At 48.2% G+C, this 15,442-nt stretch carries 12 protein-coding genes; 5 read left to right on the forward strand and 7 right to left on the reverse strand.

What is annotated here, in order from left to right; translation table 11 throughout:
• Positions 1–163: 163 nt before the first annotated feature.
• The 3 genes from HPS53_RS04785 to HPS53_RS04795 all read left to right on the forward strand — a co-directional run bounded on the left by HPS53_RS04785 (position 164) and on the right by HPS53_RS04795 (position 2,276).
• Entirely contained in the window at positions 164–715 is a 552-nt protein-coding gene (locus HPS53_RS04785; protein ID WP_104369004.1) for a glutathione peroxidase, read from the forward strand.
• Positions 716–834: 119 nt separating this feature from the next.
• Positions 835–1,785: a thioredoxin-disulfide reductase gene (gene trxB / locus HPS53_RS04790; RefSeq protein WP_172204737.1), complete on the forward strand. Its 951-nt coding sequence runs from the start codon at positions 835–837 to the stop codon at positions 1,783–1,785.
• A gap of 50 nt (positions 1,786–1,835) precedes the next feature.
• Complete coding sequence (locus HPS53_RS04795; RefSeq protein ID WP_104369006.1) at positions 1,836–2,276, forward strand: hypothetical protein; 441 nt, start codon at positions 1,836–1,838, stop codon at positions 2,274–2,276.
• 237 nt (positions 2,277–2,513) lie between these two features.
• Here the strand turns inward: HPS53_RS04795 and HPS53_RS04800 are convergent, their stop codons facing one another.
• Positions 2,514–3,146: an HAD family hydrolase gene (locus HPS53_RS04800; protein WP_172204739.1), complete on the reverse strand. Its 633-nt coding sequence runs from the start codon at positions 3,144–3,146 to the stop codon at positions 2,514–2,516.
• A gap of 60 nt (positions 3,147–3,206) precedes the next feature.
• Positions 3,207–4,640 (reverse strand): sodium:solute symporter, encoded by a 1,434-nt coding sequence (locus HPS53_RS04805; protein WP_172204741.1) that lies wholly within the window; start codon positions 4,638–4,640, stop codon positions 3,207–3,209.
• A 388-nt stretch (positions 4,641–5,028) separates the two neighbouring features.
• Between HPS53_RS04805 and HPS53_RS04810 the strand changes: the two genes are divergently transcribed.
• Positions 5,029–6,393 carry a TrpB-like pyridoxal phosphate-dependent enzyme gene (locus tag HPS53_RS04810; protein WP_172204742.1) on the forward strand — a complete coding sequence of 455 codons (1,365 nt, stop codon included), beginning with the start codon at positions 5,029–5,031 and terminating at the stop codon, positions 6,391–6,393.
• Between the two features lie 119 nt (positions 6,394–6,512).
• On the opposite strand, the gene mfd is transcribed toward HPS53_RS04810, so the two are convergent.
• Both mfd and HPS53_RS04820 read right to left on the reverse strand, forming a co-directional pair.
• Positions 6,513–9,929, reverse strand: a complete 3,417-nt coding sequence (gene mfd / locus HPS53_RS04815; protein ID WP_172204906.1) for a transcription-repair coupling factor — start codon at positions 9,927–9,929, stop codon at positions 6,513–6,515.
• A 200-nt stretch (positions 9,930–10,129) separates the two neighbouring features.
• Positions 10,130–10,897 carry a carboxymuconolactone decarboxylase family protein gene (locus HPS53_RS04820; protein ID WP_371741775.1) on the reverse strand — a complete coding sequence of 256 codons (768 nt, stop codon included), beginning with the start codon at positions 10,895–10,897 and terminating at the stop codon, positions 10,130–10,132.
• Between the two features lie 849 nt (positions 10,898–11,746).
• Here HPS53_RS04820 and HPS53_RS04825 point away from each other — a divergent pair.
• Positions 11,747–12,496, forward strand: coding sequence for a polyprenol monophosphomannose synthase (locus tag HPS53_RS04825; RefSeq protein WP_104369012.1), 750 nt, complete (start codon positions 11,747–11,749; stop codon positions 12,494–12,496).
• Positions 12,497–12,671: 175 nt separating this feature from the next.
• Here the strand turns inward: HPS53_RS04825 and HPS53_RS04830 are convergent, their stop codons facing one another.
• From HPS53_RS04830 to HPS53_RS04840, 3 genes are read right to left on the reverse strand one after another with little or no spacing between them, the layout of a single operon-like run.
• Positions 12,672–13,400, reverse strand: coding sequence for a 1-acyl-sn-glycerol-3-phosphate acyltransferase (locus HPS53_RS04830; RefSeq protein ID WP_172204746.1), 729 nt, complete (start codon positions 13,398–13,400; stop codon positions 12,672–12,674).
• Positions 13,401–13,413: 13 nt separating this feature from the next.
• Positions 13,414–14,592 (reverse strand): metallophosphoesterase, encoded by a 1,179-nt coding sequence (locus HPS53_RS04835; protein WP_172204748.1) that lies wholly within the window; start codon positions 14,590–14,592, stop codon positions 13,414–13,416.
• 46 nt (positions 14,593–14,638) lie between these two features.
• Entirely contained in the window at positions 14,639–15,433 is a 795-nt protein-coding gene (locus tag HPS53_RS04840) for a vitamin B12 dependent-methionine synthase activation domain-containing protein (RefSeq protein WP_172204750.1), read from the reverse strand.
• Positions 15,434–15,442: the final 9 nt, after the last annotated feature.

The raw sequence follows: 15,442 nt of genomic DNA on the forward strand, positions 1-15,442 counted from the left end.
CAACACAATTATCTGACAATAATAAAAAGATATTCAGATTGTCAAAAACATCATAAAAAGAGAATAAACATTTGGGGGTAAAGCGGAAAATGAGTACTTTTGCGACACAAACAATAAACAATGTAAACATTTATAATCGGATATAAACATTAATAATAAGAAGATGAAAACAGTTTATGATTTCTCTGTCAAGGACAGAAAGGGCAAGGATGTATCACTCAAAGAATATGCCAATGAAGTGTTGCTGATTGTCAACACTGCCACAAAGTGCGGCTTCACACCGCAGTATGAAGAGTTGGAGAAGTTGTATGAGAAATATCACAGCATGGGATTTGAGATCCTTGACTTTCCGTGCAATCAGTTCGGACAGCAGGCTCCCGGTACAGACGAGGCTATACATAGCTTCTGCAAGCTTACTTACGGAACGGAGTTCCCTCGCTTCAAGAAAATCAAGGTTAACGGAGAGGATGCCGATCCGTTGTATAAGTTCTTGACAGAACGAAAGGGATTTGCCGGGTTTGATATGACTCACCCGATTGCGCCGAAGCTTGATGAGATATTATCCAATGAGGATCCGGATTATAAGGAGAAAGCGGATATAAAGTGGAACTTTACCAAGTTCCTTACAAATAAGAAAGGTGTTGTAGTGGCACGCTTCGAGCCGACAGAAAAGATAGAAAACATAGCCAAGCAGATAGAAGAACTGCTTGCATAGTCTTTCTGTCGGGAACCGCATGATGTGGATTGAATATCTGAACAGTCTTTAATATCATGCTTCCATAAAGTAATATTCGTAATTTACATAATAGGAATACTTCCCATAAATAAAAAGCAATGGAACAAAACCATACCGAACACGTCCGTTGCCTCATTGTAGGTAGCGGACCTGCCGGATACACGGCAGCCATATATGCGGCCAGGGCCAATCTCAATCCGGTGATATACTGCGGAATACAGCCGGGCGGGCAATTGACGCAAACAACTACCGTTGAGAATTTTCCGGGCTATCCACAAGGAGTTGACGGCAACCAGATGATGATGGATCTGCGTGAGCAGGCCGAGCGTTTCGGAACCGACATACGAGACGGTGAAATAGTTAAGGCTGATTTTTCGCAAGCTCCTTACACTCTAACGGCAGAGGGTGGAAAGACAATCAAAACCGATACGGTGATTATCGCTACCGGTGCGTCTGCCAAGTATCTCGGGCTCGATGACGAGAAGAAATACAACGGCATGGGAGTATCTGCATGCGCCACTTGCGACGGATTTTTCTATCGTAAGAAAAATGTTGCGGTAGTGGGTGGTGGCGATACGGCCTGCGAGGAAGCCATATATCTGTCAGGTCTTGCGGCAAAGGTATACTTGATTGTGCGTAAGCCGTATCTTCGTGCTTCGAAAGTGATGCAGGAGCGTGTGATGAAAACAGAGAATATTGAGGTGCTCTTCGAGCATAATACCCTTGGATTATTCGGTGAAAACGGTGTGGAAGGCGCTCATCTTGTGAAGCGTAAGGGTGAACCTGATGAAGAATTGGTTGATATCAGCATCGACGGTTTCTTCCTCGCTATAGGCCATAAGCCCAATAGCGATGTATTCAAGGAGTGGCTTGACACCGATGAGGTTGGCTATATAAAGAAGATAGACGGCACGCCGAAAACCAAGGTTCCTGGTGTTTTTGTTGCCGGCGACGTGGCGGACCCTCACTATCGTCAGGCCATTTCAGCTGCAGGTTCCGGATGTCAGGCGGCGATAGAGGCTGAAAGATATTTGTCTAACATGCAATAAGATAAATACGAATATTCATATTTTATTATAATTCATTAATAAAAATACAAATGAAAAAAACAATCAGACTTGTTGCGGTGGCTATGTTCTGTGCCGCAACTGCATTGACATCGTGCGGTGATTCAAAGAAACAATGCGATGCGCAAGGTGGCGAGGCTCAGACAGAACTTTCCACTTCTCAAAAGATAAAGTTGAGAGCTTTTGAGAAAGAGATGGAGAGGGTGAACAAGCAGTTGCCTATGGACATGGGGCAGGGGCTTACACTTGTGAAAGCAGAGATCAAAGACGGTTTCATGACCAATACTTATACGTATAAGAAAGGCACGGATATTACAATAGACAACACCGAAGAGTCGAAAAAGGCTATCAAAGGTGCTGTCGGTGAGTCTATCAACCGTTTGAAAGAACTTAATCTCGGTGTGAAATATATCTATAAGGAGGAAGGCTCAAACATAGAGAACGTTATAACAATCTCTCCAGATGAGATGTGATAAGACCGGCAGATGCCTATCGTGGCATGGTTGACGGACACAAAAAGACAAAGGGGTAAAGCCGCATAATGCGTAATCGCAGAATGAAGACTTTATCCCTTTGTTTTTTTTGTTTATGTCCCGTTTACTAAAAGCATTTTGTATTTCAGTGAAAGTATTCTTGGCTTTTACTAAAAACATTCCCGCCTTTAATTAAAACTTAGTATGTATTTCTGTAAAATGTTGCTTCTGTTACAGTCAGATGATGTCCAACAGTTCGCTGAAATCATCTATCACATAGTCCGCATTGCCGAAGTCTTCTTTTTTGCCGTTGCCATATGTCACGGCACATGTTTTCGTTCCTGCGCTGCGTCCCATATCGATGTCAAATGTCGTGTCGCCCACCACAAGTGCCTCGTCGGCTCGTCCGCCTGTAGCTTCCAGTATCTTGTATACCATTTCGGGTGCCGGTTTGGCTTCTGTCACGTCCCATGCCGATACGATGTATGAGATATATGGTTCAAGTCCCATATCGTGTACAAACGCCACAAGCGTGTCCCGTCCTCTGCTGCTGGCTATGGTGAGTGTCAATCCGCGGTCGTGCATCTTTTTCAGGGTCTCCACCACGTTCGGGAATAAAGGTACTGCACCCGGCACGTTGTTTATGTCGAACAGTCTGGCGTAAGTCTCTTCGCACTTTTTTCCTGTCTTCTCATCCATCGGTATCAGTTCCGTGAAAGTGCGGCGTAGCGGCAGGCCTATCATTGCCGCACACTCATCATTTGTTCTTTCCGGTAATCCGAGCTTGGCTATCGTCTGCTGCATCGTTTTCACTATCAGTGAGTTGGTGTCGCCCATCGTACCGTCGAAATCCAGAATAATAGTCTTCATATCGTTTTTTTATTTATCAGTTGTATATATTGTTTTGCCTTTCACCTGCCGTTGTCATGTTCATTTCTTAATGTTCTGCCTGCCAATTCCCGACGCATACAGTCCGCAGAAAGTCAGCATACCGTTCATCATCAGCAATTCATAACCGAATTTATATCCGGTTAGCCACTGTGTAAGCATATCTATTGCAAAACAAAGCAGCGGTGATGCTATGGCGATATAAGGTGTCCATGCGTCGTTCACGTTCCTTCGAGTTGCCAGTCCGAAGGCGAACAGTCCCAACAGTGGGCCGTAGCTGTATGAACATATTATATATATGGCATCTATCACGTTGGTGGAGTTGACTGTCTTGAACAGCAGTATGCACGCCACGAAAAGAATGCACATTGCTATATGCGTGCGTCGGCGAAGCGTTTCATCACCGTATCGCCGTCTGATATCCACACAATAGCTTGTGGTCAGCGATGTCAGAGCCGAGTCGGCACTGCTGAACGATGCCGCCACCATGCCGATTGTGAAAAGGATGACGACCGGTACTCCGAGGTTGCCTGTGGCGGCGAACAGAGGCAGAATGTCATCTGTGGCAGAAGGTAATGCCACTCCCTGCCTCTCGGCGAGCGTCACGAGCAGAACGCCGAGAGAGAGAAACATGAGATTGACCGGAACAAAGGCAAAACCGTATGTGCACACGTCTTTGCGGGCTTCGCGCAAAGTCTTGCACGTAAGGTTTTTCTGCATCATGTCCTGATCAAGCCCCGTCATTACTATAACGATGAATATTCCGCTTATAAACTGTTTCCAGAAATTTTGTTTCGACATCCAGTCGTCGAAGACAAAAATACGGCTCATGTCGCTGTTCGCTACCGTATGCACGGCCTCGCGGAAAGTAAGTCCGAGGGCATCGGCGACATTGACGAATATGAGAATGATGGCTGTAAACAGGCACACTGTCTGGAATGTGTCCGTCCATACAAGTGTCTTTATTCCTCCGCGATACGTGTACAGCCATATCAGTGCCACCATACAAATCACGGTGACAGCAAAGGGAATGCCGGCAGCGCCGAAGACAAACCGTTGCAGGATTATGCATACAACGTAGAATCTCACGGAGGCCATGGTCATCTTGGTGACGAGAAAGAACCATGATCCGGTCTTATAAGACCTGTCGCCAAGCCTTCTGCCGAGATAAGTGTAAATGGAAGTCAGGTTATGCTTGTAATAGAGAGGCAAGAGAACAAGCGCTATGGTGAAATATCCGAGTATGAAACCGAGGCATGTCTGTATATATGTCATGTCGGAATGTACCACCATGCCGGGCACCGACACAAATGTTATTCCGCTGATAGAGGCGCCAATCATGCCGAAGGCCACCATGTACCATGGCGAGCGACGTCCTGCCCTGTAAAAAGTCTCGTTTGTAGCTCCGCGCCCTGTTATCCTGCTTACAACGAATAGTACAAGGAAATATACCAATACGGTGATGATGATTATCATGCCGCAAAGTTACTTTAATTCGTGCATTCGGCAAAGAAAAACGCCAAGAATACATGGATGATATGATGAAAAAGCCAGGTAACGATAATGTACCGACAGGCGATGTTGTCTGAAACTGTGATGATACAGTCGCTAATTTGCACTTTCTCTGTCTTTCAGTATCCGTATCTATTATAAAGCAAAAAAACGATAAGTGGTAAGTAATGGACTGATAACCTGTTTTTACAGATTGTCAGTTTTATTGTGGTATATTATTTGATTTATATCATAAAACATGTTATTTGAGTGTTGATTTAGTATTAAAACAATAAAAATAATAACAAAAACGATGTATAATGCAATAAAAATAATATACCTTTGCACTATTCAAACCAATAAACGAACATATATGTCGAAGCAAAAGAAATTCATTCTGGAAGAAAACAGTATACCCACCCGGTGGTATAATATACAGGCTGATATGCCCACCAAACCGTTGCCGCCGCTTAATCCGGCAACGAAGCGGCCGATGACGGTAGAGGAACTGGGCCGTGTTTTCGCTTTGGAGTGCTGCAAACAGGAACTCGATACCGAGCATGCGTGGATAGACATTCCGGAGGAGGTGCTCGACAAGTACAGGTATTACCGCTCTACACCGCTTGTGAGGGCTTACGCCCTTGAAAAAGCACTCGGCACACCGGCGCATATTTATTTCAAGAACGAGAGCGCCAACCCACTGGGCAGCCATAAGATAAACTCGGCGATTCCCCAGTGCTACTATTGCCGTGAGGAGGGAACGACCAATGTCACCACCGAGACGGGTGCCGGGCAGTGGGGCGCGGCTCTGTCGTATGCCGCAAAGATATACGGTCTTGAAGCCGCTGTGTATCAGGTAAAGATAAGCATGCAGCAGAAACCCTATAGAAGTTCGATAATGCGCACGTTCGGAGCCACGGTCACCGGATCACCGTCTATGTCCACCCGTGCCGGCAAGGATATCATCACTGCCGATCCTACTCATCCCGGCTCGCTTGGAACGGCAATATCCGAAGCCGTCGAACTGGCCACCACCACACCCGGTTGTAAGTATACGCTTGGTTCGGTGCTCAGTCATGTGACGCTGCACCAGACCATAATAGGTCTTGAGGCGGAGAGGCAGATGGAGATGGCTGATGAGTATCCTGACATGGTGATAGCCTGTTTTGGCGGCGGGTCGAATTTCGGAGGAACGGCATTCCCATTCATGCGGCATAACATAAAGGACGGAAAAACAACGGAATTTATAGCTGCCGAGCCTGCAAGTTGCCCCAAATTGACGCGCGGCGTGTTCAGATACGACTTTGGAGACGAGGCGGGATACACACCGCTTCTGCCGATGTTCACGCTCGGGCATGGTTTCAAGCCCGCCAACATCCATGCCGGTGGTCTGCGTTATCATGGTGCGGGAACGATAGTAAGCCAACTGTTGAAAGACGGAATGATGCGTGGTGTGGATATACCGCAGCTCGAGTCTTTCGATGCCGGAATGCTCTTTGCCCGCACTGAGGGCATAATACCCGCACCTGAGAGTTGCCACGCCATTGCGGCGACCGTCAGGGAGGCAGTGAGATGCCGTGAGGCGGGTGAGAAGAAGACCATTCTGTTCTGTCTTTCGGGGCATGGTCTGATAGACATGACTTCCTACGACAGATATATCGACGGGGATCTGCAAAATTATTCCATTGCCGATGAAGACATAGAGAAGAACACGGCAGACCTGCTTCATGTGGAGTAGTGGGGAAGTAAAGGTCGTTTGATAAAGATAAAACGCCATGCACGGAAATGTGGTGGATATGTCACTTATAGTGAGATAGCCATGCGTTTTCGTGCATATGCGTTATTATAGATTTAATTTCAAGATTCGCTTGTCTTGTTTTTTATTTCCGAGAGTATCTCCACTCCTGCCGCTACGGTCTTTACATCGGTGATGATTATCGAGCGTTTGCCGTTCTGTTCTCTAAGATTACAGCGGCGGGGATTGTGAGATATGTAGCCGAGTATGCTGTCGAAAGCAGTGCTGCGATAGTAAGGACTGTTTGCGTTGCTAACGAAGAAAAGCGTCATGCGGTGCTGTTTTATCATTATCTTCTCGCAACCAAGGCTTTTGCCGAGACGACGCAGCGGTACCACGTTCATCAGTTCCTCGGCCACGGCAGGCACGGCTCCGAAGCGGTCGCACAGTCGCAGACGGTATTTGGCTATCTCGTCATCGTCGCGCAGGTTGTCAAGTTCACGGTAGAGAAGCATTCGTTCGCTGTCGCTTGGCACGTAACTGTCGGGGAAATACATCTCGATATCACTCTCAAAGGCGCAATCGTCCACGAAGTCGCCACCTTCGGCTATCGCTTCTTCGGCATATAGATCGGCAAACTCGTCATTCTTTAACTCGGCTACCGCCTGGTTTAAAATCTTCTGATATGTCTCATAACCCAGATCAGCGATGAATCCGCTCTGTTCCGCTCCGAGCAGATTACCGGCTCCGCGTATGTCGAGATCCTGCATGGCAATGTTTATTCCGCTGCCAAGGTCGGAGAAGTTTTCGAGTGCTTCGAGGCGACGGCGGGATTCCCGGCTGAGCGACGACAACGGCGGCGCGAGCAGATAGCAGAAAGCCTTGCGGTTGCCGCGCCCCACACGTCCGCGCATTTGGTGCAGGTCGCTAAGGCCGAAGTTGTGGGCTCCGTTTATTATGATGGTATTTGCGTTTGGTATGTCTATGCCGCTCTCAACTATAGTAGTGGATATGAGCATATCGTAGTCATGGTTGGAGAAGTCGATAAGGATGTGTTCGAGGTCTTCGGGTTTCATCTGTCCGTGCCCGATGGCTATCCGTGCGTCAGGAACATACTTGTGCACCATGTCGGCTATACGTGTAAGGTCGCTTATGCGGTTGTTTACAAAGTATACCTGACCGTTGCGGCTCATCTCGAAATTCACCGCATCGGCAATCACTTCAGGGTCAAACGTGTGTATTTCTGTATTTATCGGATATCGGTTTGGCGGCGGAGTCTGTATTATGCTGAGGTCTCTTGCGCCAACCAGAGAGAACTGCAAGGTGCGTGGTATTGGTGTGGCACTCATCGTCAGCGTGTCTACGTTGACTTTTATCTGTCTCAATTTCTCTTTCGTAGATACTCCGAATTTCTGTTCTTCGTCTATAATCAACAGGCCGAGATCCTTGAATTTCACCGTCTTGCCTATCAGTTTATGCGTTCCTATTAGTATGTCTATCTTGCCGTCGGCAAGGTCTTTGAGCACTTCTTTCGTCTGTTTTGCCGATCGTGCCCTTGTAAGATAGTCTACCCTGACAGGGAAATTCTTCAATCTGCCGCTGAAAGTGCGGAAGTGCTGATAGGCCAATACGGTTGTCGGGACGAGCACTGCCACCTGTTTTGAGTCGCATGCGGCCTTGAACGCCGCCCGAACGGCCACTTCCGTCTTGCCGAATCCTACATCACCGCATACCAGGCGGTCCATCGGACGGCGCCGTTCCATGTCCGCTTTTACGTCGTTGGTGGCTTTAAGCTGGTCGGGAGTGTCTTCATATAGAAATCCTGCTTCAAGCTCATGCTGCATGAATGAGTCTGAGCTGAAGGCGAAGCCCTGCTCTTGTTTGCGCCGTGCGTATAGTTTTATGAGGTCGCGCGCGATGTCTTTGAGCTTGTTCTTCGTCCGTTCTTTAAGCCGCTCCCACTGTCCGGTGCCCAAGTGGCTCAGTCTCGGTGCCTCGCCGTTGTCCTGCGCTTTGTATTTCGACACTTTATATAGTGAATGTATCGACACATATATGGAGTCGCCGTGCTGATACTGTATTTTTATCATCTCCTGATAACTGTCGCCTTGCGGCATTCGTACCAGTCCGCCGAAACGTCCTATGCCGTGGTCTACATGCACTACGTAGTCACCCGGTTCAAACTGGCGTATCTCTTTGAGCGTAAGAGCTACTTTTCCGCCTCGTGCCCTGTCGGAGCGAAGGTTGTATTTATGGAAGCGATCGAATATCTGGTGGTCTGTGAAGAAGCATACCCGCAGGTCGTTGTCGGCAAAGCCCTCATGCAGTGTCTTGTCAACGGGTGTAAACTCTATCGTCTTGCCGTTTCCTGTGCGATTTTCTCCGCTGCCGAATATCTCTTTGAGACGTTCGTTCTGCTTGCGGCTGTCGGCAAGAATGAATAGTCGGTAGCCCCGAAGCAGATAGTCTTCGAGCGAACGTGTGATTAAATCGAAGTTCTTGTGAAAGAGCGGTTGCGGTGAGATGTCGAACTTGATGGTGGCATCCGGTTGGATGACAGGCCTGCGGCCAATCTCTATTATGCGGAAATCTGCGGTATCCTGTGCGAATCGGGAACCGCTGACCAGTTGCAGGTCTTTGCGCAACCGGCGGCTTATCTCCTGCTGTTCCATTTCCGTGGCTCCTTCCATCTGCTCCATCACGGCTTGCTGTGAGAAGCCCTCGTCGTAGATCCGGCTGACAGCGTGACGTATAAACTCGCTGTCTTTCATCACAAGCAACGTGTCGGCAGGCAGAAAGGACAACAACGGTACGCGGTCTTCGGCTATCCGTGCGAGTTCGGGCATTATGTCGATACACTCCTTACGCTCCCGCGACAACTGTGTCTCAACCTCAAATGTGCGTATTGAGTCAATCTCGTCGCCGAAGAAATCAAGGCGGAACGGATATTCGCAACTGTATGAATACACATCGAGAATGCTGCCTCGGAGAGCGAATTGCCCCGGCTCATATACATAATCGACCTCCCGAAAACCGAAATCGCGCAGTGTCCGCATCATGTCGGGCATGTCGGCGGTCTGTCCTTGTCTTAAAGATAATGTGCGGCTGTCGAGCCGTTTGCGTGAAACCACAAGCTCGGCCACTGCTTCCGGGTATGTGACGACATATAAGGGTGCGGTGTCTTCTGCTTTTCTGGCTGCCAGCCTGGACAGTGTCTCTGTGCGCAATATCTCGCTGGCGGCGTCTCTTTGGCCGTATTTCACTGCCCGTTTGTATGATGACGGGAAATAAAGCACGGTCTCGCCGCCCGTCACCTGCGTGAGATCATGATAGAAATAACCCGCCTCGTCGGCGTCTTGCAGAATGAAAAGAACGGCAGATAGGCACTTGGAGGCAAGTGCTCCGAAGACCATTGGCGCGGCCGATGCCATGAGCCCGTCAAGGAAAACCGTCTTCACCGACTTGTCTTCCAATGTCTTTGCCAGCGCTCCAATTTTTGGAAGCCCGGCATACATAGTTTGTAAATCCTGTATGTTCATCGAGAATAGTAACGGCAAAGGTAATATTTTTTGGCCGTTCAACCAAAAAAAGAGCAGAATCAACACCGGCATGTACAGATAAAAAGGAATTAAAGGAGACGCGGTTGCGGCCTGTCGTTCCTTTAATTCCACCACAATTCACCAAAAGGATAAGGTATAGATATCTGGTTCCAGTCAGTTACGCATGTCTTGTACTTATCTCATTCCCATTTCAGCTTGTCGTACTCTTGGTCCGTCATCTCCTCAAGCCACTCGTTTGATGTGTTTTCTCCCGGTATCTCAAAAGCGAGGTGTGCAAACCAACTGTCAGATGCGGCTCCATGCCAGTGTTTAACGTTGGCGGGTATGTGTACCACATCGCTGGGCTTCATCATCCGTGCCGGTTTTCCCTCTTCCTGGTACCAGCCTCGTCCGGCCACGCATACGAGCGTCTGGCCTCCGCCTTTGGTCGCGTGGTGTATGTGCCAGTTGTTTCTGCACCGTGGTTCGAATGTTACGTTGCTGAACGGTATCTGGCTTGCCGACACACGTGCCAGATAGCTTTTGCCCTTGAAGTACTTTGCGTATTCGGTGTTGGGCTCGCCTATCGGAAATATCATCTCATGCTGAAAAGCCGCTTTTGCGTCTTCGTTTGTCGTTTCGTCTCTCCATATATCTTTTGCAAGTCGGAATGCTCCCCATGCGTTTGGCCAGCCGGCATAAAAGGCGATGTGGGTCAGCGTCTCCGATATTTCCGTTCTGGTGACACCGTTTGACTTGGCAAATTGCAGATGATGACTGAGCGAAGAGTCGATGATGCCTTTACCGACAAGGGTTGCCACGGTTACCATGCTGCGGTCGTGGGCACTGAGTCCGGGGCGGTTCCATACTTCACCGAACAAAACGTCGTCATTAAGCTCGGCGAATTTCGGAGCCAGGTCGCCGAGCTGGGTTTGTCCGGCGGTTTGTGTGATCTTTTTCTGTGCCATTATTGAATGTGTGACTGTTAATGCTGTAAAAAGAAAAAATGTGATTATAAGTCTTTTCATGTTATACTTTTTTGATTTGCAATGTATGCCTTCGGTTGCAAAATTACAACCGTACCGTAAAATTCCTTGTGCACATTTTCGTGAAAGATTTACCATATTCACGGTTTTGCCTGTGTCAATGAGGTTTATGCCTTTCATGCAGGGGCATATATGTGAGGATGAGAATATATTTTGTGGGCATGTCCGGTTATATGGCAAGGCGATTTTGAATAATTCTGACAAAAAGTTGTTTGTAATTCGCTTGTTTATAAATAAAAATCCGCAGGCCGAGAATATCAGCGTATTTCAAAGGTTTTTGCAAATGCTTGTACGTCAGTTGTATACGTTCTCGGTTGCTAAAATTGACTCTAAGCAAAATGTATATTCTCATGCTCGTTCTTGCAATGGGACGCTCGTTGGCCTGCGTTTAGCGTCCCGTTGGAACGCAACGGGACGCTAAACGGCTCGCAATTACTTGCCGAACACGGACCAACGGGTGTCCCGTTGCGAAAAAACTCATGAATTTACATATAGCGGAAGGTACTTCACTGCACTGTGTATAGCGATGTATATCGTGATCTCAGCTCTATTTCGACAAAAAAGAAAGTGTTAAATCCGTGACTTTATTATTACATATTTTACGGCAATGGGTTTAGGATGTATGAGCAAATACAAAATTTTGATAAATAAAATCGAATAAAGCAGTTTATCTTTGGCCGTTAAACGGCTTTGAAGTATCTTTGCGACTATAAAATAACACGTCCGACAATATAATATATAAATATTTGCGGCATAAAAAGACGTAGCATCATGAACAGTAGCGACAGCATAGTAATAATACCGACATACAACGAGAAAGAGAACATCGAGAAAATTATACGTGCGGTGTTTTCGCTTGACAAGTGTTTTCATATCCTCGTGATAGACGACGGATCACCAGACGGCACAGCGGGTATCGTTCACCGGATGATTGATACCGAGTTTGACGGCAGGCTCTTTATAATTGAGCGCACCGGTAAGCTTGGACTCGGTACGGCATATATCATGGGATTTAAGTGGGCGTTGGAACACGGGTACGATTATGTCTTTGAGATGGACGCTGATTTCAGTCATGATCCCAATGACCTTCCCCGACTGTATGCCGCCTGTCATGACGAGGGCTACGATGTGGCCATCGGGTCGCGTTATGTAAGCGGAGTGAATGTAGTCAACTGGCCAATAGGTCGAGTGCTGATGAGCTATTTTGCGTCTAAGTACGTGCGGTTGGTGACCGGTTTCAAAGTTAACGACACCACGGCCGGTTTCAAGTGCTACAAGCGCAGGGTACTCGAGACCATTGAACTTGACAAGATTCGTTTCAAGGGCTATGGGTTTCAGATAGAGATGAAGTTTACCGCCTACAAAATAGGATTTAGGATAAAGGAGGTTCCTGTGATATTCGTAAACCGTCGTGAAGGAGTGTCGAAGATGAGTGGAGGAATATTCGGGGAGGCATTCTTCGGGGTTATGCGTCTCAGATGGGACGGTTGGACGAGAAAATATCCCAAGATAGCACATTGAGACTTATTTCAACTCATGGTTGTTAGTGATGGGTGAATAGCCATGATTACAGCATGTGAATGCCTTTTGTACTGATGCGGTTACTGAACGGCATCGAGACTATGGCTGGTTATGCTCCGGAATCTATCGGTAATCACGGCTATTTATTTTGTACTATCCGCTCTAATACCGTAAACTATCGGGCATCGAGGGCGCTTGCCACTGAGTCATAGCTCTGTCGAAGCGTTGCCAAAACATTCTCCTGTCCCTTGCCCACCGGATATATAGGTTGATGGATTGTGAGGCGGAGCGGATGCCATGAAATCCAATGCCAGTCTTTCATGCGGGGTAGAACATCGAACGAACCGTTTATCGTAAGCGGTACGATGGGCAGTTGCAGTTCGTCTGATAGCATGAAAGCACCTTTCTTGAAGTCGCGCATCTGTCCGGTAAACGTGCGGGCACCCTCAGGAAAGACAACCAGGCTCATACCGCTGCTCAGCGTTTCGCGGGCCATGCCGTATGTCTCTCTTACCTTACCCGGATTTCGCTTGTCCACAAATATGAAGCGGGCTTTGCGGCAGGCATATCCCACGAAAGGGATTCTTTCCAGTTCGCGTTTCATCATCCACTTGAAGTTCCGCCCGAGATAGCCGTAGATAAGGAATATATCGAACGCTCCCTGATGGTTGGCTACGAATACATACGACTGCTCTGGTTCAAGGTTTTCGCGTCCCTCTACTGTCACAGGCAGCAGGAATATGCGTACCATGAGTTTAGACCACCACTTGCCGGGATAATACCCCCAGAAATGTCCGTTGCCGACTGTACAGCCTATAATAACGGTAACGGCTGTTGCCACTGTCGAAATAAAAGCCACGGGCAATGACACCAAAAGTTGGAAAGCACGGTATAAGTATTTCATCTTTGCGTTATTTTTAATGTAATTGTTTCGTTCCTTTATGCAATGTGATTACGACAATCTCTCCCGGAACGCCGAAGCGGAAAGGAATGAAGCCGCCAAGCCCCGTGCTGACGTTGATGGCACGGGTATTCTCATAGTACATGCCGCCCCACTCGGAGTATTTAAAGGCTACCGGCGACCATCCGAACAGTTCGAACTGCATGGCATGGGTATGGCCGCTGAGTGTCAAAGCCGCGTTAGAATGAGGTAATATACGGTTGCGCCATGATGTGGGGTCGTGTTCGAGCATGACGACAAAAGCACTGTCTGACACTCCTGCGAGCGTCTTTCCGATGTCTCCCTTTCTCGGGAAATGCTTTCCGTCTCCGTCGTTTTCCATTCCGGCTATGACGATGCTGTCTGTTCCGCGGAATATCGCACGGTTTTCGTTTCTGAGCAATGTCCACCCCATACGGGTCTGCAATTCGACAGTCTCACGCTCATTGGCTTCCTTCACACTTTGAGGAGCCGCTATGTAATCGGCATAGTCATGGTTGCCAAGCACAGAGAACACACCGTCATGTGCTTTTAATCGGTTGAGTACCGGTATGTGTGGGCGTATCTCTCCGGGATGCATGTTTTGCAAATCGCCAGTGAAAACAATCATGTCCGGCTGCCTGGCATTGATGCTGTCGACCGCACGGCTCAGCAGTCCGGTGCGGCTTCGACCGTATGTGCCCACATGGGCATCGGAAAACTGTACAATCCTGTACCCGTCGAACGATGCCGGCAACGTGTCGGAATAGTAATCTATATGGCGTACATCAAGTTTGCCGAAACCTATGAAAGAGCCGTAAAACAGGACATAAAGGCTTCCTGCGGCAAGAAAGACACCCATTGCCATACCGTAATTGCGGCGCATTCGGAACACCTTTTGCAAGGCAAGGCCCGCAGATGAGAACATGGCAAAGACAAGTTTGGGCACTACTGTAAGGCCGAGCAGAAACAGATATACGTTTAGTATGGCATTGTCTCTCGGAGCGAAATCGCGCATACATCCCATACAGACAGTGTATATCACCATCGATAGGGATGGCAGCCACCACAACAGTCGCAGCGGCAGGCGTGTCTTGGCACGGATATGGTTCAGATATATGTATATATCCGGTACCAAAATCATGAGTAACAGCGGTATTACTATCTTTGCAATCATGATACTTTTATCTATGATACATTTGTGTTTGTTGTTTTCTTATGTCTCAATCCACATTGGCGGCGAGAAATCTACGCATCATTTCCAACGGCACGCCGCGTCGCCTTGAATAATCGCGCAACTGGTCTTCGCCAATTTTTCCGATGCTGAAATAACGGGCGGCAGGGTGGGCGATGATCAGTCCGGAAACGCTTGCATGCGGTTTCATGGCGCCGCTTTCAGTCAGTCTTATGCCGATGTCGGCCATGCCGATAAGCCCGGCGATAATAAAGTTGATACCGGTGTCGGGCAAAGAGGGATATCCCACTGCCGGACGGATGCCGGCAAAACGTTCGGCGTGCATCTCTTCAATTGTCAGGCACTCATCGGGGGCATACCCCCAAAGGTTTTTCCGCACCTGTTCATGTAGGCGTTCGGCGGCCGCTTCGGCCAGACGGTCGGCCAGAAGTCTGGTCATCATCTTCATATATCCGTCGGACTCGAAGTCGGTTTCAAGCCCGATGTCCACCGTAGTGGCAAATACGCCCATGCTATCTTTTGCTCCAGATGACGCAGGACGCACGAAATCGGCAAGACAAAGGCAGTGTCCGGCAGTTCCTGCGGCATGTTGTTGGCGGAGCATCGGTATACGGACATCGCCTATGATAATGTCGTCTCCATCGCTCGCGGCATTGTCAATGACAACAATTCCATGGACGCGGTAATGCCCGTCAAGCCGTGACAGTATGTTCTCGGCCTCTATGCGTATGCGGGTTTGCTCTTCATGGTCGCGCAATTGCCATGCGAAATAGAAATAAGGCCAGTTGATGTAAGGTACAAGCTCGCCTATCTCATATCTCATTATATGTCT

The organism is Prevotella sp. PTAC (assembly GCF_013166535.1).
Taxonomy (GTDB): Bacteria; Bacteroidota; Bacteroidia; order Bacteroidales; family Bacteroidaceae; genus Prevotella.